The 17,237-nt window shown below is 69.3% G+C and carries 20 protein-coding genes; 17 read left to right on the top strand and 3 right to left on the bottom strand.

What is annotated here, in order from left to right; translation table 11 throughout:
* Nucleotides 1–18 precede the first annotated feature (18 nt).
* The 7 genes from AC3A6G_RS17570 (at nucleotide 19) to AC3A6G_RS17540 (ending at nucleotide 7,141) form a co-directional block, all read left to right on the top strand.
* Entirely contained in the window at nucleotides 19–792 is a 774-nt protein-coding gene (locus AC3A6G_RS17570; protein ID WP_487865180.1) for a crotonase/enoyl-CoA hydratase family protein, read from the top strand.
* Nucleotides 789–2,642, top strand: a complete 1,854-nt coding sequence (locus tag AC3A6G_RS17565; RefSeq protein ID WP_487874195.1) for a feruloyl-CoA synthase — start codon at nucleotides 789–791, stop codon at nucleotides 2,640–2,642. Before AC3A6G_RS17570 ends, AC3A6G_RS17565 begins: the two co-directional genes overlap by 4 nt.
* Nucleotides 2,643–2,661: 19 nt before the next feature.
* Nucleotides 2,662–3,426 carry an SDR family NAD(P)-dependent oxidoreductase gene (locus AC3A6G_RS17560; protein WP_487862798.1) on the top strand — a complete coding sequence of 255 codons (765 nt, stop codon included), beginning with the start codon at nucleotides 2,662–2,664 and terminating at the stop codon, nucleotides 3,424–3,426.
* Between the two features lie 34 nt (nucleotides 3,427–3,460).
* Nucleotides 3,461–4,450 (top strand): Bug family tripartite tricarboxylate transporter substrate binding protein, encoded by a 990-nt coding sequence (locus AC3A6G_RS17555; protein WP_487865177.1) that lies wholly within the window; start codon nucleotides 3,461–3,463, stop codon nucleotides 4,448–4,450.
* A 17-nt stretch (nucleotides 4,451–4,467) separates the two neighbouring features.
* Complete coding sequence (locus tag AC3A6G_RS17550) at nucleotides 4,468–6,222, top strand: acyl-CoA dehydrogenase family protein (protein ID WP_487874194.1); 1,755 nt, start codon at nucleotides 4,468–4,470, stop codon at nucleotides 6,220–6,222.
* Between the two features lie 102 nt (nucleotides 6,223–6,324).
* The gene (locus AC3A6G_RS17545) at nucleotides 6,325–6,804 is read left to right on the top strand and encodes an SRPBCC family protein (RefSeq protein WP_487862795.1); all 480 of its coding nucleotides are present in this window, start codon (nucleotides 6,325–6,327) and stop codon (nucleotides 6,802–6,804) included.
* Entirely contained in the window at nucleotides 6,788–7,141 is a 354-nt protein-coding gene (locus AC3A6G_RS17540) for an ArsR/SmtB family transcription factor (RefSeq protein WP_487862794.1), read from the top strand. The genes AC3A6G_RS17545 and AC3A6G_RS17540 overlap by 17 nt, the downstream gene beginning before the upstream one ends.
* Here the strand turns inward: AC3A6G_RS17540 and AC3A6G_RS17535 are convergent.
* Nucleotides 7,080–7,718 (bottom strand): NAD(P)H-dependent oxidoreductase, encoded by a 639-nt coding sequence (locus AC3A6G_RS17535; RefSeq protein WP_487865173.1) that lies wholly within the window; start codon nucleotides 7,716–7,718, stop codon nucleotides 7,080–7,082. The genes AC3A6G_RS17540 and AC3A6G_RS17535 overlap by 62 nt on opposite strands.
* An 84-nt stretch (nucleotides 7,719–7,802) precedes the next feature.
* On the opposite strand from AC3A6G_RS17535, the gene AC3A6G_RS17530 reads away from it, so the two are divergent.
* Nucleotides 7,803–8,414, top strand: coding sequence for a TetR/AcrR family transcriptional regulator (locus tag AC3A6G_RS17530; protein ID WP_487862792.1), 612 nt, complete (start codon nucleotides 7,803–7,805; stop codon nucleotides 8,412–8,414).
* A 24-nt stretch (nucleotides 8,415–8,438) separates the two neighbouring features.
* The gene (locus AC3A6G_RS17525; protein ID WP_487862791.1) at nucleotides 8,439–8,924 is read left to right on the top strand and encodes a MarR family winged helix-turn-helix transcriptional regulator; all 486 of its coding nucleotides are present in this window, start codon (nucleotides 8,439–8,441) and stop codon (nucleotides 8,922–8,924) included.
* Nucleotides 8,925–8,942: 18 nt separating this feature from the next.
* Here the strand turns inward: AC3A6G_RS17525 and AC3A6G_RS17520 are convergent, their stop codons facing one another.
* A complete protein-coding gene (locus tag AC3A6G_RS17520; protein ID WP_487865172.1) occupies nucleotides 8,943–9,605 on the bottom strand; it encodes a TetR/AcrR family transcriptional regulator in 663 nt (220 codons plus the stop codon).
* Between the two features lie 125 nt (nucleotides 9,606–9,730).
* On the opposite strand from AC3A6G_RS17520, the gene AC3A6G_RS17515 reads away from it, so the two are divergent.
* The 4 genes from AC3A6G_RS17515 to AC3A6G_RS17500 are packed head-to-tail and all read left to right on the top strand — an operon-like array spanning nucleotide 9,731 to nucleotide 12,456.
* A complete protein-coding gene (locus tag AC3A6G_RS17515; RefSeq protein ID WP_487865171.1) occupies nucleotides 9,731–10,162 on the top strand; it encodes a VOC family protein in 432 nt (143 codons plus the stop codon).
* A 15-nt stretch (nucleotides 10,163–10,177) separates the two neighbouring features.
* Nucleotides 10,178–10,597, top strand: a complete 420-nt coding sequence (locus tag AC3A6G_RS17510) for a VOC family protein (RefSeq protein WP_487865170.1) — start codon at nucleotides 10,178–10,180, stop codon at nucleotides 10,595–10,597.
* A gap of 25 nt (nucleotides 10,598–10,622) precedes the next feature.
* Nucleotides 10,623–12,086, top strand: a complete 1,464-nt coding sequence (locus tag AC3A6G_RS17505) for a DHA2 family efflux MFS transporter permease subunit (protein ID WP_487874193.1) — start codon at nucleotides 10,623–10,625, stop codon at nucleotides 12,084–12,086.
* A gap of 10 nt (nucleotides 12,087–12,096) precedes the next feature.
* Nucleotides 12,097–12,456, top strand: coding sequence for a DUF1428 domain-containing protein (locus AC3A6G_RS17500; RefSeq protein ID WP_487862786.1), 360 nt, complete (start codon nucleotides 12,097–12,099; stop codon nucleotides 12,454–12,456).
* 25 nt (nucleotides 12,457–12,481) lie between these two features.
* Here the strand turns inward: AC3A6G_RS17500 and AC3A6G_RS17495 are convergent, their stop codons facing one another.
* Nucleotides 12,482–13,240, bottom strand: a complete 759-nt coding sequence (locus AC3A6G_RS17495) for a sulfite exporter TauE/SafE family protein (protein WP_487874192.1) — start codon at nucleotides 13,238–13,240, stop codon at nucleotides 12,482–12,484.
* A gap of 98 nt (nucleotides 13,241–13,338) precedes the next feature.
* Here AC3A6G_RS17495 and AC3A6G_RS17490 point away from each other — a divergent pair, with 98 nt between their 5' ends.
* From AC3A6G_RS17490 to AC3A6G_RS17475, 4 genes are all read left to right on the top strand, one after another.
* On the top strand, nucleotides 13,339–14,181 hold the full coding sequence (locus AC3A6G_RS17490; RefSeq protein ID WP_487874191.1) for an alpha/beta hydrolase: 843 nt from the start codon (nucleotides 13,339–13,341) through the stop codon (nucleotides 14,179–14,181).
* 2 nt (nucleotides 14,182–14,183) lie between these two features.
* Entirely contained in the window at nucleotides 14,184–15,137 is a 954-nt protein-coding gene (gene lhpI, locus AC3A6G_RS17485) for a bifunctional Delta(1)-pyrroline-2-carboxylate/Delta(1)-piperideine-2-carboxylate reductase (RefSeq protein ID WP_487874190.1), read from the top strand.
* Between the two features lie 139 nt (nucleotides 15,138–15,276).
* Nucleotides 15,277–15,528 carry a hypothetical protein gene (locus AC3A6G_RS17480; protein WP_487865165.1) on the top strand — a complete coding sequence of 84 codons (252 nt, stop codon included), beginning with the start codon at nucleotides 15,277–15,279 and terminating at the stop codon, nucleotides 15,526–15,528.
* 160 nt (nucleotides 15,529–15,688) lie between these two features.
* The gene (locus AC3A6G_RS17475) at nucleotides 15,689–17,236 is read left to right on the top strand and encodes an Ig-like domain-containing protein (RefSeq protein ID WP_487874189.1); all 1,548 of its coding nucleotides are present in this window, start codon (nucleotides 15,689–15,691) and stop codon (nucleotides 17,234–17,236) included.
* The last annotated feature ends 1 nt before the right edge of the window (nucleotide 17,237 follow it).

The raw sequence follows: 17,237 nt of genomic DNA, 5'->3' as shown, positions 1-17,237 counted from the left end.
CTCACGGACGAACGCAACATGACCCATCCCGACCTTCACCTCGACATCCGCGACGACGTCGCCATCATCCGCCTCGCGCGCGGCGCCAAACGCAATGCCCTTTCGGACGGGCTGATCCTCGCGCTGCGCGATGCCTTCGAGAACCTGCCCTCGAGCGTGCGCGCGGCAGTGCTCGACGGCGAAGGCCCGCACTTCTGCGCCGGTCTCGACCTCAGCGAGCTGAAGGAGCGCGACGCGGGCCAGGGCATGCAGCACTCGCGCATGTGGCACAGCGCGCTCGATCTGGTCCAGCACGGCCCGGTGCCGGTGGTTGCGGCGCTGCACGGCGCGGTGGTCGGTGGCGGCCTCGAACTGGCGAGCGCCTGCCACATCCGCGTGGCCGACCGCTCCACCTTCTATGCGCTGCCCGAAGGCTCGCGCGGCATCTTCGTGGGCGGCGGCGGCTCGGTGCGCATTCCCAAGCTGATCGGCGTGGCGCGCATGACCGACATGATGATGACCGGCCGGGTCTACAACGCCGAAGACGGCGAGCGCGCCAACTTCGCGCAGTACCTGGTCGACGAGGGCACGGCCTTCGACAAGGCGTTCGAGATCGCCAAGCGCGTGGCCACCAACGCGCCGCTGACCAACTACGCGCTGATGCATGCGCTGCCGCGCATCGCCGAGCAGTCGGCCGACCATGGCTTCTTCACCGAGGCCCTGATGGCGGGCATCGCGCAGGCCGCACCCGAGGCCAAGGCCCGCGTGCGCGACTTCCTCGAAGGCCGTGGCGCCAAGGTGAGCAAATCATGACCCCGATTCGCTACCGCCCGCTGACCTTCGGCGTGACGCGCGCCGTGCTGCGCGCCGGCCCGCCCGGCACGCAGTACCTGCAGGCCGAGACGCCGCTCGGCGCGTACCGCGGCCGCATGACCGACCGGCTCGTGCACTGGGCCGAGGCCGCGCCCGACCACACCTTCATCGCCGCGCGCGAGCGCCTGCCCGACGGCAGCACCGGCGAATGGCTGCGCGTGAGCTATGCAGAGGCGCTGTCGCGCGCACGCAGCATCGGCCAAGCGCTGCTCGAGCGCGGCCTCGGCCCCGAGCGCCCGCTCGCGATCCTCAGTGAGAACAGCATCGACCACGCGATGCTCGCGCTCGGCTGCCTCTACGTGGGCGTGCCGTACTGCCCGGTCTCGCCGCCCTATTCGCTCGTGAGCCAGGACTTCGAGAAGCTACGCCACGTGCTGGCGACGCTCACGCCGGGCCTGGTGTTCGCCGCCGATGCCGCGCGCTATGGCCGCGCCATCGAGGCCGCGGTGCCGCACGACACCGAAGTGGTGCTCGGCGAAGGCCGGCTCGAAGGCCGTGCCGCCACGCCGCTGGCCGAGCTGCTCGCCACGCGGCCCACGCCCGCGATCGACGCCGCGCTGCAGGCCACCGGGCCCGACACCATCACCAAGTTCCTCTTCACCTCGGGCTCGACCAAGATGCCCAAGGCGGTCATCAACACGCACCGCATGTGGTGCGCCAACCAGCAGCAGCTGCGCCACTCGATCCCCGCCTTGGGCGAGGAGCCGCCGGTGCTGGTCGACTGGCTGCCATGGAACCACACCTTCGGCGGCAACCACAACGTCGGCATCGTGCTCGACAACGGCGGCACGCTCTACATCGACGAGGGCAAGCCCACGCCCACCGGCATGGCCGAGACGCTGCGCAACCTGCGCGAGATCGCGCCCACCATCTACTTCAACGTGCCGACCGGCTTCGAGGCCATCGCGAATGCGATGGAGACCGATGCGGTGCTGCGCCGCAACCTGCTCTCGCGGGTGCGCATGTTCTTCTACTCGGGCGCCGCGCTGGCGCAGCCCATTTGGGACAGCCTGCACCGCACGCAGGAGGCCGAGGTCGGCGAGCGCATCGTCATGGGCACCGGCCTCGGCATGACCGAATCGGGCCCGTTCGCGCTCTACGTCACCGGTCCCGACGTGAAGTCGGGCGACATCGGCCTGCCGGCGCCGGGCATCGAGCTCAAGCTGGTCGAGGTCGACGGCAAGACCGAGGTGCGCTACCGCGGCCCCAACATCACGCCGGGCTATTGGCGCGCGCCCGAGGCCACGGCCGAGGCCTTCGACGAGGAAGGCTTCTTCTCGACCGGCGACGCGGTGACGTGGATCGACGAATCGAACATCCACCGCGGCCTACGCTTCGACGGCCGCATCGCCGAAGACTTCAAGCTCGCCACCGGCACTTTCGTGAGCGTCGGGCCGCTGCGCGCGAAGATCATCGCGGCCGGCGCGCCCTACGTGCAGGACGCGGTGCTGACCGGCATCAACCTGAAGGAAGTCGGCGCGCTGATCTTCCCGACGCAGAAGGTGCGCCAGCTCGCCGGGCTCGCAGCAGACGCGCCGATGCAGCAGGTGCTCGAAAGCGCGCCGGTGCAGGCGCACTTCCAGCAGCTGGTCAACACGCTCGCCGCAAGCGCCACCGGCAGCGCCAACCGCATCGCCAGGCTGCACCTCGTGGCCGAGCCGCCGTCGATCGACAAGGGCGAGGTGACCGACAAGGGCTCCATCAACCAGCGCGCCGTGCTCAAGCACCGCGCCGCGCTGGCCGATGCGATGCACGCGGGCACGCTGCCCTTCACCCTCATGCCCCGCTAGACATTCCAGGAGACATCCCATGAAGATCCAAGGACAGGCCGCACTCGTGACGGGCGGCGCATCGGGCCTCGGCGAGGCCACCGCGCGCGAGCTCGCGCGGCTCGGCGCCAAGGTCGCGGTGCTCGACCGCAACGCCGAACTCGCCGAGAAGGTCGCGGCCGAGATCGGCGGCATTGCCTGCGCGTGCGACATCACCGATACCGACAGCGTGACCGCGGCGCTCGACAAGGCCGAAGCCGCGCACGGCAGCGCACGCATCCTGATGAACGTGGCCGGCATCGGCAGTGCCAAGCGCATCGTCGGCAAGGACGGCAACCCCGCGCCGCTCGAAGACTTCGTGCGCGTGGTCAACATCAACCTGATCGGCAGCTACAACATGGCGCGGCTGTTCGCGGCGCGCTGCGCGAAGCTCGAGGCGCTCGACAACGCGGAAAAGGGCGTGATGCTCTTCACCGCGTCGGTCGCAGCCTTCGACGGCCAGGTCGGCCAGCAGGCCTACAGCGCATCGAAGGGCGGGCTCGTGGGCATGACGCTGCCGATGGCGCGCGATCTCGCGCAGCACGCGATCCGCGTGTGCACCGTCGCGCCGGGCCTGTTCGCCACGCCGCTGCTGATGGAGCTGCCCGAGCCGGTGCAGCAGTCGCTCGCGGCGTCGATCCCGTTCCCGCCGCGTCTCGGCAAGCCGTCGGAGTTCGCCGAGCTGGCCTGCCACATCGTCACCAACGGCCATCTGAACGGCGAGGTGATCCGCCTCGACGGCGCCCTGCGCATGGCGCCGCGCTGATCCCATTCCAAGAACATCCAGGAGACACAGCACCATGACCAACCGACGCCAATTCGTGAACCTGCTCGGCGGCGCCGCCGCGCTCGGCGCGCTGCAGCCGCTGACCGCGTTCGCGCAGATCGTGCAGCAGGCCAAGATCTACTACGGCTTCCCGGCCGGCAGCGCTGGCGACAGCGTGGCCCGCCGCGTGGCCGAGAAGCTCGGCGACACCGCGTTCTCGAAGAACAGCGCGGTGGTCGAGAACAAGCCGGGCGCGGGCGGGCGCATCGCGCTCGACACGCTCAAGGCCTCGGTGGCCGACGGCTCGGTGCTGGCGCTCGCGCAGGCCTCGGCGATCTCGACCTATCCGCACATCTACCGCAAGCTCGGCTACACCATGGCCGACTTCGCGCCGATCTCTATCGGCGCCGTCATGACGCACGGGCTCGCGGTCGGCCCGATGGTGCCGGCCAGCGTCAAGACGCTCAAGGACTACATCGCCTGGGCCAAGGCCAACCCGGACCAGGCCAGCTACGGCTCGCCGGGCGCGGGCTCGACGCCGCACTTCCTGGGCGCGCTGCTGGGCATCCACACCGGCACCGACCTGCGGCACGTGCCGTACCGCGGGTCGCTGCCCGCCGTCAACGACGTGGTCGGCGGCCAGATCGCCTCGAGCATGACGCCGGTCGGCGACTGCCTGCCCTTTGCCAAGGCCGGCAAGCTGCGCGTGCTCGCCAACTCGGGCACGCAGCGCCCGGCCTACCTGCCCGACGTGCCCACCTTCACCGAACAGGGCTTTCCCGAGATCGTGGCCGACGAATGGTTCGGCTTCTTCGCGCCAGCCAAGACGCCGGCCGCCACCATTGCTGCCGCGAGCAGCGCGATCCAGGCCGCACTCAAGGACAAGGCCGTCGCCGACGGGCTGCTCGCGGTCGGGCTGGTGGCCAGCGGCTCCTCGCCCGAGGACATGCGCAAATCGCTCCAGTCCGAATTCGACCGATGGGGTCCGCTGGTCAAGAAGATCGGCTTCACCGCCGAGTCCTGATACTTCTTCCACCATCGATGAGCTACACCCCCCGCCCTGAAGACCAGCGCTTCCTCCTGAACGCGGTGCTCGATGCACCGTCGCAGCTGCGCGCGCTCGCCCCGTTCGCCGAAGTGGATGATGCGCTCTGTCAACAGGTGCTCGGGGAGGCGGCGCGCTTCGTCGGCGAGGTGATCGCGCCGCTCAACCGCGGCGGCGACGAGATCGGCTGCCGCTTCGCCGATGGCGAGGTCACGACGCCGCCCGGCTTTCGCGAGGCCTACCGCGCCTTCGTCGACGGCGGCTGGCCCGCGCTCGCGGTCGCGCCCGAAGACGGCGGCCAGGGCCTGCCGACGGTGCTCGAGGCCATCGTCTACGAATGGATGAGCGCGGCCAACCACGGGCTCACGATGGCGCCCGGCCTGCTGCATGGTGCCTATGCCTGCCTCAAGCACCACGGCAGCGATGCGCTGAAAGCGCGCTACCTGCCGAAGCTCGCGAGCGGTGAGTGGCTGGCCACCATGTGCCTCACCGAAGCCCATGCGGGCAGCGACCTGGGCCAGGTGCGCACACGTGCCGTGCCGCAGGCCGACGGCAGTTTGCGCCTCGCCGGCGGCAAGATCTTCATCTCGGGCGGCGAACACGACCTCACGCCGAACATCGTGCACCTCGTGCTGTGCCGCCTGCCTGATGCACCCGCCGGGCCCAAGGGGCTTTCGCTCGCGCTGGTGCCAAAGCACCTGCCCGATGGCGCGCGCAATGCGGTGCACTGCGAACGCATCGAAGAAAAGATGGGCCTGCACGCGAGCCCCACCTGCGTGATGCGCTTCGACGAGGCCACGGGCTGGCTGGTCGGCGAGCCGGGCCGCGGCCTGGCCGCGATGTTCGTGATGATGAATGCGGCGCGGCTGCACGTGGCGCTGCAAGGCATCGGCCTGCTCGACGCCGCTTGGCAGAAGGCCAGCGCGTATGCCGCGGAGCGCCGCCAGATGCGCGCGCCCGGCCCCGCGCCGGCCAGCCGTGGCAGCGAGGCCGCCGACCTGATCGCCGAACATCCCGCGATCCGGCGCATCCTCGACACGCAGCGCGCCTGGGTCGAGGGCGCACGCACCCTCGCCTACCGCAGCGCGCTGATGCTCGACGTGGCCGCGCACGACGCCGACCCCAAGGCGCGCGAGCGCGCGCAGCGCTGGTGCTCGCTCGTCACGCCGGTGCTCAAGGCGGCCTGCACGCACCAGGCCTTCCATGGCGCGAGCGACTGCCTGCAGGTGTTCGGCGGCCACGGCTACGTGCGCGAATGGGGCATCGAGCAGATCGTGCGCGACGCGCGCGTGACCATGATCTACGAAGGCACCAACGAGATCCAGGCCATCGACCTGCTGGTGCGCAAGGTGCTGCCCGACGGCGGCGCCGCAATGTCGGCGCTGCTGCTCGAGCTGCGCGACACGCTCGACGCCGCGCGCGAGGTCGATGCCGACGTGCAGCGGCGCCTGGCGCAGCTGCGCTACCTGGGCACCACGATCGCGATGGCCGCACATGCCGACCCCGCGCTGCCGCACGAGGTGGCCGACGACTACCTGCGCCTCGTGATGCTCGCGCTGCTGGCCTGGGCCTGGGCGCGCATCGACGCCGCCGAGGCCACGCCAACGGAACGCGCCGCACGCACAGCGCCCGCTGCGGCCTTCCGGCGCTGGGTGCTGCCGGAGTTCGAGATGCGCCACGGCATCGTCAAGCGTGCCTGCGAGGGGATTGCGCTGTCGCATGCGGCTGCAGGGACTCTCGCGCGACCTTGAAGGATTTGCAACCATTCAGTTGCGGATTTTGGCGGACCATTGCACAATAGATAGGCAACCATTTTGTTGCTCATTGATGTCCGCCATTCTTCAGGAGACCCCATGACCGACGACTCCCGCACCGAATCCGCCGACTGCATCGAGCGCAGCATCGTCATCCAGGCGCCGCGCGCGAAAGTGTGGAGCCTGCTGTCCGACGCCGAAACCTTCGGCCGCTGGTTCGGCGCCGACCTGAAAGGACAGCGCTTCACGCCCGGAGAGGTGACCCGCGGCCCGATCACGATCGAGGGCTTCACGCACGTCATGTTCGACGTCCGCGTCGAGCGCGTCGAGCCGCAGGACCTGCTTTCCTGGCGCTGGCATCCCTATGCCGTCGATCCCGAGGTCGACTACAGCCAGGAAGAACCCACGCTCGTCACCTGGACGCTGCACGACGCGCCGGGCAACGCCACGCTGGTCAAGACGGTGGAGTCGGGTTTCGACAAGGTGCCGCCGCAGCGCCGCCTCGAGGCTTTCCGCATGAACACGGGCGGCTGGAAAGAGCAGCTCGACAACGTGCGCCGCCATGCCGAACAAGGCTGAGCCGCCCGCTATCGCCGCGCCGCCCGAGCGGCTCGCGAATGTGTTCTTCGCGCTCGGCGATACCACGCGACTGCGGCTGGTGGCGGTGCTGTGCGCGGGCGGCGCCTTCTCGATCGCGCAGCTCACGGCCAGCACCGACATCAGCCGGCAGGCCGTGACCAAGCACCTTCAGGTGCTCGGCGACGCCGGGCTCGTGACCGACCTGAAGCTCGGCCGCGAACGGCTCTGGCAGTTCGATCCGACGCAGCTCGAGGAGGCACGCCGCACGCTCGAAGTCATTGGACGGCAGTGGGAAGCGGCGCTGGCGAAGCTGAAGGCGTTCGCCGAATCGGACTAGACGCCACCTTGCCACCGAGCGCGTCGGCCAACTCGAAGTTCTCGCGCCAGTCGCCATCGGCTGGCTCGAGCAGCAGTTCGGTGCGCGGCACCTGCGCGCCGCAGTAGTCGAAGATGCCGTGGTCGATCTGGGTCCGCATGGCGCCGAAGTAGCCATGCCGCGCATAGGTGCGCCAATCCGCGCCGCCGACCGCGGCCAGGTACACCGGCAGCCCGCTGAGCTTTCGGGTCAACGGTGTGCCGGGCGCCTCGTCGTAGGCCCAGCCGTTGGAAAACACGCGGTCGATCCAGCCCTTGAGCAACGCTGGAAACGACCACCAGTACACCGGATAGACCAGCACCAGCGCATCGGCACGGTCGATGCGCGCCTGCTCCGAAAGCACGTCGGCGGCGGGCGCGCGTCGCTCCCGATGCACCGCGACGTCGTGTTCGGTGAAGCGTGGATCGAAGCCTTCGGCCGCCAGGTCGGCGATCTCGGCCGAATGCCCGGCGCGGCGCACGCCTTCGGCGACGCGTGCCGCGATGGCATGGGTGGCGGAGCTGGGCTTGGGATGGGCAACGACGATGAGCGCATGCATGAGGAGACTCCTTCGCTATATACGTTTGGTAGGTTAATGCCTGCAATGTACCATTCGTACATAACCACACCGAACACCCCGACATTGACCGAAGCTCCTCCTCGCAAGCGCCTCGCGCGCAGCGACCGCTACCGCCAGCTCATCGGCGCGGCCTGGGCGCTGGTGCGCCATGAAGGCATGGACGCCCTGACCCTTGGCCGGCTGGCCGAGCAGGCGCAGGTGGCCAAGCCCGTCGTCTACGACCATTTCGGCAGCCGCAACGGCCTGATCTCGGCGCTGTACCTCGACTTCGAGGCGCGCCAGACACTCATCATCGACGCCGCCATCGCAGCGAGCGCCCCGACGCTGCCCGCGATGGCGAACGTCATCGCCTCGACCTACGTGGACTGCGTGCTTGCGCAGGGCCGCGAACTGCCGGGCATCGTCGGTGCGTTGGCCGGTGCGCCCGAACTCGAACTCATCCGTCGCGAATGTTCCGACGCGTTCCACGCCAAGTGCCGCAGGGTGCTGGCGCCGTTCGCGCCCGGCGGGCAACTGGCGCCGCTGCGCGTGCGCGCAATGCTCGGCGCGGCGGAGGCCCTGTCGTACGCCGCGGTCTCGAACGAGATCACGCCCGCCCAGGCTACGGCCGAGCTGCATGCAACGATCGTGCTGCTGGTCACGACGCCGAAGACGCAAATGCCGTCGGCGCGGTAGGCCGACGCGTTACGCTCCGGGCCTATGCCTCGACCCTCCAAGAAAAGCACGCCCAAGGCCGAACCCGCGGCCGCCGGCAAGCACGACCGGCTCGATGCCCGCGTGCTAGAAGACTTCGTCGGCTACAACGCGCGGCGTGCCTGGCTCATCGTGAGCGACGTGTTCGCCGAACGCATGGCGCCCTACGGCCTCAAGCAGATCGATTTCTCGGTGCTGTCGCTGCTGGCGCACAACCCGGGCGCCACCTCGCGCCAGCTCTGCAACACGCTCGACATCCTGCCGCCCAACCTCGTGAGCCTGGTGTCCACGCTCGACAGCCGCGGGTTGATCGAGCGCCGCCCGCATCCGCACGACGGCCGCGCGGTGGGCCTGCACCTCACAGAAGCAGGCGAGAAGCTGATCCGGGAAGCCGAGCAGACGGTGGTGCAGCTCGAGGCCGATGCGAGCGCCCGGCTCACCGCGCGCGAGCGCGAAACGCTGATCCGGCTGCTGCAGAAGATCTATCTCTAGGCCGCGCGCCGCGCCGCGTCAGAGGCCGCGCTCCACCATGTCGATGAGCTGCTGGCCGAGCGCATGGATGCCGGCCGCATCCATGGCCTTGAGCGGGCCGTCGATGATCAGCAGCGCGAGCCCGTGCACCGCCGACCAGGCCAGGTACTCGGCATTCAGGCGGCGCGCGGGATCGAGCGCTCCCGCCTCCACGAGCTTGTCGATCGCGCCGCCCAGCAGCTGGAACGGGTCGAGCCCGCTCTCGCCCGCGCTCCCCGGTCCGACGTCGCCCTGCGCATCTTCGGACGACACCACGAACGCGGTGCGGAACAGCCCCGGCTCGGCCTGCGCGAAGCTCAGGTAGGCCGTGCCGATGGCGCGCACGCGTGCGCGCGCGAAGTCGGCGGGCGGCTGCTCGCAGGGCAGCACCGCCAGTTCCTTTTCCATCGCCACCGCCGCGGCCGAGAGCGCGGCGGCACGCACCGCCAGCAGCAGTTCGCGCCGGCTCGCGAAGTGGCGGTAGGCCGCGTTGGGCACCACGCCGGCGCGCCGCGTCACTTCGCGCAACGCCACCGCCTCGGGGCCGCCGTCGCGTGCCAGCTCGATGCCCGCGTCGAGCAGCGCCCGGCGCAGGTCGCCATGCCGGTAGGTGCTGCGGGCGGCAGGCGGCTTCGGGGCGGGCGGGACAACGCGCGGACTCATCGGAAAATCTCCATGTGGACAGTGTCCATTATGTCTGCTATTCTTTGTGGACGGTGTACACAAACTAGGTATTCCGTATTCGCGCAGTGTCTTGCGCGCCCGTTCATCCCTCCAAAGGAATCGCCATGAAAGTCCAGTCCTATCTCTCGTTCGAAGGCCGTTGCGACGAAGCGATCGCTTTCTACAAGCAGGCGCTCGGCGCCGAAGTGGTCCAGTTGATGCGCTACAGCGAGGCACCCGAGATGCCTGCGTCCGAAGCCGAACAGGGCTGCGCGGGCGGCACGCCCGCAGCCGACAAGGTGATGCATTCGGTGCTGCGCGTCGGCGAAACCGAGCTGATGCTGTCCGACGGGCAGTGCTCGGGGCAGGCGGAGTTCAAGGGCATCATGCTGGCGATCACCGCCGCCACCGACGCCGACGCACGCAAGTGGTTCGATGCGCTGGCCGCCGGGGGCCAGGTGATGCAGCCGCTGACGCCGACCTTCTTCACGTCGAACTTCGGCATGCTCGCCGACCGCTTCGGCGTGGGCTGGCTGATGGTTGTCGCTGCCGCGTAATCCGAAGGAAACACCATGTCTCCCATCCACGCCTATCTCACCTTCGACGGCCAGGCGGCCGAAGCCATGCGCTTCTATGCAAAGACGCTCGGCGGCACGCTCCAGATGATGATGACCGTCGGCGAAACGCCCGACGCCGAGCACTTCCCGCCCGAGGCTCGCGGCCGCATCATGCATGCCTCGCTGGCCTACGGCGACGGCATGCTCATGGCCTCCGACAGCATGCCGGGCCAGCCGTACGAAGGCATGAAGGGCTTCGGTGTCGCGCTCACCATCGACTCGCTGGCCGAAGCGAAGCGCGTGTTCAACACCTTCGCCGAAGGCGGCCAGGTCGGCATGCCCTTCGAGAAGACCTTCTGGGTCGAAGGCTTCGGCATGGTCACCGATCGCTTCGGCACGCCGTGGCTCATCAACGGCGGCAAGCCCCTCGTCTGATCTTGTCTTTCTTGCAGGAACACCCATGACCGACTCACCCGACAACAACAACCGCAAGCGCTGGCTGGCCCTGATGGTGCTGTGCCTCGGCGTGCTGATGATCGTGCTCGACACCACGATCGTGAACGTGGCGCTGCCGTCGATCCGCACCGACCTCGGCTTCACGGAAACCTCGCTGGTCTGGGTGGTGAATGCCTACATGCTGACCTTCGGCGGCTTCCTGCTGCTGGGCGGACGGCTCGGTGACCTTTACGGCCACCGCCGCATGTTCCTCGCCGGCCTCGTGCTGTTCACGCTCGCCTCGCTGGCCTGCGGCATCGCCAATTCGCAGGGCCTGCTGATCGCGGCGCGTGCGGTGCAGGGCCTGGGCGGCGCAGTGGTGTCGGCGGTGGCGCTCTCGCTGATCATGAACCTCTTCACCGAGCCGGCCGACCGCGCCAAGGCCATGGGCGTGTACGGCTTCGTGTGCGCGGGCGGCGGCAGCCTCGGCGTGCTGCTCGGGGGCCTGCTCACGAGCACGCTGAGCTGGCACTGGATCTTCCTGGTCAACCTGCCGATCGGCGTGGCGGTGTATGCGCTGTGCGTGGCGCTGCTGCCGAAGGCGCGCGGCCATGCCCACGGCGAGAAGCTCGACGTGGCCGGCGCGGTGGCGGTAACGCTGTCGCTGATGCTCGCGGTGTACGCCATCGTCAACGGCAACGAGGCCGGCTGGCAGTCGGCGCAAACGCTCGGCCTGCTCGGCGCGGCCGTGGTGCTGATGGTGCTTTTCATCGCCATCGAGGCACGGGTGCAGCATCCGCTGATGCCGCTCGGCCTGTTCCGGCTGCGCAGCGTGTCGGTGTCGAACGTGGTGGGCGTGCTGTGGGCGGCCGCGATGTTCGCGTGGTTCTTCATCTCGGCGCTCTACATGCAGCTGGTGCTCAACTACACGCCGATGCAGATCGGGCTGGCCTTCCTGCCGGCCAACCTGCTCATGGCGCTGTTCTCGCTCGGCGTGTCGGCCCGGCTGGTGATGCGCTTCGGCATCCGTGGGCCGCTTGCCATTGGGCTCGGCCTCGCGGCCGTCGGCCTGGCGCTGTTCGCCTGGGCGCCGGTGAACGGCAGCTTCATGCTGCATGTGCTGCCGGGCATGCTGCTGCTCGGCCTCGGCGCGGGCATGGCGCTGAACCCACTGCTGCTCGCCGCGATGAGCGAGGTGAGCCCTACCGAATCGGGGCTGGCCTCGGGCGTGGTGAATACCGCCTTCATGATGGGCGGCGCCCTGGGCCTGGCCGTGCTCGCGAGCGCGGCGGCGGCACGCACCGGCGCCATGACCGCGGCCGGCGCGCAGCTTCCGCTCGCGCTCACCGGCGGCTACAACCTGGCCTTCCTGATCGGCGCGGTGTTCGCGGCCGTGGCGGGGCTGCTCGGCGGGTTGCTGCTGCGCACTGCGTCGCCGGCTGCATCGCAGGATAGCGACAACAAATCGTTCTTTTCCCCTCAACCCTAGGAGACTTTCAATGGCTCGCTATATCGATGGTTTCGTCGTTCCCGTTCCCTCCAACAACATCGAGGCCTACCGCAAGCTCGCGCGCAAGGCCGGCAAGATCTGGATGGAATACGGCGCGCTCGAATACGTGGAATGCATTGCCGACGACGTGAAGCCCGGCAAGTACACGTCCTTCCCGCAAAGCGTGAAGCAGAAGGCCGACGAGACGGTCGCCTTCTCGTGGATCGTCTACAAGTCGCGCAAGCACCGCGACGCGGTCAATGCCAAGGTGATGGCCGACCCGCGCCTCGCCGCGATGGACCCGAAGACCCTGCCGTTCGACGGCAAGCGGATGATCTTCGGCGGCTTCAAGCCCATCGTGGAGTTCTGAGCGAGCGCTGCGCCGGGCCTGCTGTTCAGGCCAGAAAGCCGTCGTAGACGAGCTTCAGGCCCGTCAGCAGCATGCCCAGGTACACGAAGCGGTAGAACCACGTGGCGTCGATGCGCCGCGCGATGCGGATGCCGACCCAGACGCCGAGGGGCGCGAGCGGCATCAGCACGACCGAGGTGGCCAGCGTGCGCAGGTCGATCAGGCCGAGCCACGCGTAGGGAATCCACTTGCTGAGGTTCACCACGAAGAAGAAGTACGCCATCGTCGCGGTGAACACCACGGGCTTGAGCCGCAGCGGGATCACGTAGGCATTGATCGGCGGCCCGCCCGCATGCGCGATGAAGCTCGTGAAGCCCGACACCGCGGTCAACACCGCACCCACCGCGCGCGAGGGCAGCGGATCGTCGGGCTTGGGCGGAAACACCAGCCGCTGCGCCAGGAACAGCAGCGTGAACACGCCCACGATGCCCGCCACCGTGTGCGGCGGCAACACCCGGAACAGCAGCGTCCCCACCACCGTGCCGACGAGCCCGAACGGGATCAGGAACTTGAGCAGCGCACGGTCGAAGTCGTTGCGGAATGCGGCCAGGCCCAGCAGGTCCATCAGCAGCAGCAAGGGCATCAGGATGGCCGCGGCCTGCGGCACCGTGACGGCCAGCGCCATCAACGGCACCGCGAGTGAGCCGAAGCCCGCGCCGAAGCCGCTCTTGCTGACGCCGAGCAGCAGCACGGCGGGAATGGCGACCGCATAAAAATGCGGATCGGTGATGAGGGGAAAGACCATGGGGGAGGCGGCGCAGAAAAATGCCCGCGCGGCATTCGGGGCGGGCCGCCCGAGCGTAGCAGGATGGCGTGAGCGATGCCTGCGCTATCCTCCGCGCGATGAACTGGCACAAGCTGGCCTCGATGCTCGTCCTGCCCGCCTTGCTCGGCGGCTGCGTCCAGTCGATGTTCTATTACCCCGACCGGGTGCGCTACGAGACGCCCGAGGCGCTCGGCCTGCAGTACCTGGCGGTGCGTTTCCACAGCGCCGACGGCACGGCACTCGCGGGCTGGTTCATTCCCGCCAGCGGGCGCGCGGACCCGCGGCAGGCCAGGGGCACCGTCGTGCATTTCCATGGCAATGCGCAGAACATGTCGTCGCACTGGCGCTTCGTGGCCTGGCTGCCGAAGCAGGACTTCAACGTGTTCGTGTTCGACTACCGCGGCTACGGCGAGTCCGAGGGCAAGCCGGAGCCGAAGGGCGTCTTCGAAGATTCGAATGCCGCGCTCGACCATGTGCGCTCGCGCGCCGATGTCGATGCCGAGCGGCTCCTGGTGTTCGGCCAAAGCCTCGGCGGCACCAACGCGATCGCCGTGGTGGGCGCGGGCAACCGGGCCGGCGTGAAGGCCGCGGCCATCGAATCGACCTTCTTCTCGTATTCGTCGATCGCCAGCGAGAAGCTGCCGGGCGCCGGCCTGCTGGTAGGCGACACCTACGCCGCCTCACGCCACGTGGCAGCGGTGTCGCCCATTCCGCTGCTGCTGATCCACGGCACCGCGGACGCGGTGGTCCCGCATTCGCATTCGCAGCGCCTGCTGGCGGCGGCGCGCGAACCGAAGCGGCTGATCGAGGTCGCGGGTGCCGGCCACCTCGGACCCATGGCGGCCGCGCGCTTCGGCACCACGTACCAGCGCGCGCTGGTCGAGTTCTTCAACGCTTCGCTACCGCCACGGCAACCCTGACCATGCAACATTTCGACGAAGCCGTCACCCGCGCGCCGCTCGGCTTCGAGCAGCTGGTGCCCGCATTGCGCGCGGCCTTTGCAGCCGATGCCCAGGTGCCGCCGCGCCATGTGCACGCCATCGAGACCACCGGCGCCGACCAGGGCACGGTGCTCATCATGCCGGCCTGGAGCGACGCGGGCTTCCTGGGCATCAAGACGATCAACATCTTTCCGGGCAATGGTGCGCGCGGCCTGCCGGGCCTGCATGCGACTTACGTGCTGTACGACGCACGCACCGGCGTGCCGCTCGCGCTGATGGACGGCAACGAGATCACCGCACGCCGCACCGCGGCCGCCTCGGCGCTCGGGGCTTCGTTCCTCGCGCGCCAGGACGCGCGCCGCCTGCTGGTGCTCGGCACCGGTCGCATTGCGCGGCTGCTGCCGGCCGCGCATGCGAGCGTGCGCCCCCTCGGCAGCGTGCAGGTGTGGAATCACCGCCCCGAAAGCGCCAGGGCGCTGGCCGCGCAATGGCGCGCCGAAGGCTTCGACGCCAGCGCCGCCACCGACCTCGAAGCCGCCGTGCGCGAGGCCGACATCGTGAGCTGCGCCACGCTCGCGACCGCGCCGCTGGTGCGCGGCGAATGGCTCGCGCCGGGCTCGCACCTCGACCTGATCGGCAGCTTCACGCCCGCCATGCGCGAGGCCGACGCGCGCTGCTTCGAGGGTGCCCGGGTCTTTGTCGACACCCCCGAGGCACTGCAGAAGGCCGGCGAACTGCTCGACGCGATCGCCGCCGGCACGCTGCGCGCCGACGCAGTGCAGGGCACGCTGACCGCACTCTGCCGGGGCGAAAGCACCGGCCGCGCAGGCCGCGAGGAGCGCACGGTCTTCAAGGCGGTGGGGAGCGCGCTCGAGGATCTGGCTGCGGCCACGCTGGTTTGGCAGAACGCAGGGCCGTTTTTTCCTAGGCCTTAAGGACTACCCATCGTCGCCACAGCGCGCAACGAAAGCCATTGACTGACACGCGCACCGGTCATGCGGCCGATGGCACGCCTCTTGCGCGCTGGCTAAGCTGAAGCGCCCTGGTTCACAGAGGTTCAGAGAGGCCCGCCGCATGCTTACCGTTCTCCAGAAAGCCACCATCCTCGGCAAGGCCGGTTTCGACGTGCCGGCTCGTCCGGTCGACGACGCCACTGCCGCTGCGCCGGGCCTGGCCACCCCCTCGCTCGCGGTGCACGACTGGGCCCGCGCCATCGAAACGATGTACGTGAGCTACGTGGCCGCCCGCGCAGCCAAAAGCCTGCGCGACGCCGAGGAATCGCGCCAGGCCGACCTGCTGCGGCGGCTGTCGCTCGCCGGCTCGTAACGAGTCCGAAACCACCATTGGCTCGTTAATGTGTAGAAAAGTTCACACTTTCGGGCATTTGCCAGGTAACTCGCGCCCCACCCACCCCGGATAGACAAGGAGCGTCGACCGGACTGCCGGCAGGCCGACGCGTTTGCGTCCTGCCGGCGGGGGTTCGTGCATGTTGTTCAGGTTGGGGAGTCGCTTCGCGGATCGCGCCGTCGAAGCCGTCGGTGCAGTGGCGCACCTGCGCCGGGCGGGTGCAGCCGTCGCTTGGGCCATGGTCCTGCTGCCGCCGTCGATGGCCTTGGCAGCGCTCGACGAGGTCGGCAAGGCGCCGCAGAGCGTGCACCGGCTCAAGTTCTACGTCGACCCGGTGCATGCCTCGGCCATCGGCGCGGAAGAGGCAGGGCGGCGGCTCGCCCGGTACGTGGCCGACATCAACAGCGTGTTCGCGCGCGAAACGGTGCGCAGCTTCGTCTTCGACCCGGCGCAGGACCTCCGGCTGGTCGCGCCCAAGGCCGCGCCGCCCTGCACCTTCAACGACCTCGTCGACCGGGAGATCGTCGTGTGCGTATCGGCTTCGCAGCGCGGCTACAGCCATGGCGGGCTCGCGATGAGCTGGACCTACCCGCAGAAGGGCGTGATCTGGAACCTCAACTGGACCGCCATCCACGACCCGGATGCCTTGTCGCGCGATATCGTGCCCGCAGCGCCCGAGTCGGTCGAGAAGGACTACCTCGGCCGCCAGCTCAAGACGCTGCTGCACGAGCTGGAGCATGTCTTCGGCGCGGGCTCGGGCGAGTACTACAACGCGAGCCATGTGACCGACACCACGGGCGTCGCGCCGAAGGCCGATCTCGCAATCTCCAATCCGCGCGATGCGTACTGGTGGCCGCGCCAGCACTGGCGGCACGATCCGCTGCTCGGCAGCGTGTTCGAGGAGCGCTTCCGCCCGCAGGCCAACCGCACCGCCACGCTCGCGATGACCCGCTTCACCGCGGGCACCAGGGCGATGATCAACACCGACTGGCGGCAGTGGCCGCGCTGGGCCAGCTCGACCTACATGGCCGGCACGGCGCACACGCAGGTGGCGGTTACCGATCGCCGGACCGGGGCCGTGCTGCCCGGCGCGCGCGTCGCCGTCTGGCGCGATCCGGGCCGGCACAAGCCGCTGGTGCAGGTGGCCGAGGGCCGCACCGACGCCAGCGGCCGCTTCGTCTTCGACTGGGGCTGCGGGCACAGCTGCTTCGCGGTCGGCAAGACGACGCTGCTGGTCAAGGCGCAAGCCGAAGGCCGCGTGGCCGGCGCCACATGGTTCACCATCTTCGATGCCTTCGAGCAGAAGGCGGTGCAGGGCCGCGACGGCTTCACGATCGACCTGGCGCTCGGCACACCCGACAGCCACCGGCCGAGCGTTTCGGTCGCCGCGCCCGCGGCCGCGGTGGTCGGCCAGGCCACGGTGGTGACGCCCACCGTGTCGGACGACGCCGGGGTGACGGGCGTGAAGGTGATGCTGGCCGGCAGCAGCCTACCGCTGTGCACCTTCACTGCCGCGCCCTACGTCTGCCACTGGACCCCGGGCAATGCCGGACTGCAGACGATCGAGGTGCTTGCGACCGATGCAGCGGGCAACACGGCCGTCGCATCGGCGCGCGTGCAGGTGGCGGCGCAGGCCGACGAGCGCGGCCTGGCCCTGGCCTTTGCGGAGATCTTCACCGCGCCGTAGC

It is taken from the genome of Variovorax sp. Soil_C_26, assembly GCF_057657075.1.
The sequence above is the reverse complement of the archived record's forward strand: the minus strand, read 5'-3'. Positions and strand labels throughout refer to the sequence as shown.